The 985-nt window shown below is 42.1% G+C and carries 1 protein-coding gene; it reads right to left on the bottom strand.

What is annotated here, in order from left to right; genetic code table 11:
* Positions 1–201: 201 nt before the first annotated feature.
* A complete protein-coding gene (locus ACJHX7_RS26165; RefSeq protein WP_001011939.1) occupies positions 202–843 on the bottom strand; it encodes a type A-2 chloramphenicol O-acetyltransferase CatII in 642 nt (213 codons plus the stop codon).
* Positions 844–985: the final 142 nt, after the last annotated feature.

Genomic DNA, 985 nt, shown 5'->3' with positions numbered 1-985 from the left:
TTATTATGGTGATCCCCTGGGCGAAATGCGCCTGGTAAGCAGAGTTTTTGAAATGTAAGGCCTTTGAATAAGACAAAAGGCTGCCTCATCGCTAACTTTGCAACAGTGCCTTCTGAAACGAAATTACAGATTACGGTTAAAATATAAAAAAAAGCCACCAATCCTGCCGGATACGGTGGCTTAAATACAGAATTAATTAATTTATTTCAGTATGTTATCACACATCAGCTGAAGTGTATTGATAAACCTTGCTGCATGAAAACCATCACAGACTGCATGATGAACCTGTACAGAAACAGGTAATAGTACGCGGTCACCTTCCTGCTGAAACTTTGCCATTGTAAAAACCGGGGAAAAATAATCATCATTTCCGGTGATATTCAGATTAAATCCGTCAAAACTCACCCAGGGTAACGATGATATATTCAGGTGATTCTCCGGTAAATTTCCCTGCGGAAACAACCTGGTATCATGCTGATATTCTGCTGTTACCGCGTTATAACCCGCCATAAACTCACTGAGATCCGGAAAATAACGGCAGGACAGTGCGGAGAATGTTTCGGTTTCTTTATGAAAGACAGTAAAGACCGGGTCTGACTGTTCCCAGTAAATCAGTTCATTATCTTTCATTGCCATCCGGAACTCCGGAAACTGATTAACAGCCCGGGAGATCAGGTAAATCATCAGCGGATAAAACTTATAACCGGTTTTCGCCAGTGCAGTACGCAAAGCGGTAATATCGAGTTTGGTGGTCAGGCTGAATCCGCATTTAATCTGCTGACGATAAAGGGCAAAATGTTCCCTGCGATTCCAGGTATTCAGGTCAATCCGGGTAAAATTCATGGTTATTCCTTCTGATTAATAGTGAAAAATATGGCACTGTTGCAAATAGTCGGTGGTGATAAACTTATCATCCCCTTTTGCTGATGGAGCTGCACATGAACCCATTCAAAGGCCGGCATTTTCAGCGTGACATCATTCTGTG

The organism is Escherichia sp. WS1451, assembly GCF_046487365.1.
GTDB classification, from domain to species: domain Bacteria; phylum Pseudomonadota; class Gammaproteobacteria; order Enterobacterales; family Enterobacteriaceae; genus Escherichia; species Escherichia coli.
This window is presented reverse-complemented; position numbering and strand designations above follow the sequence as displayed.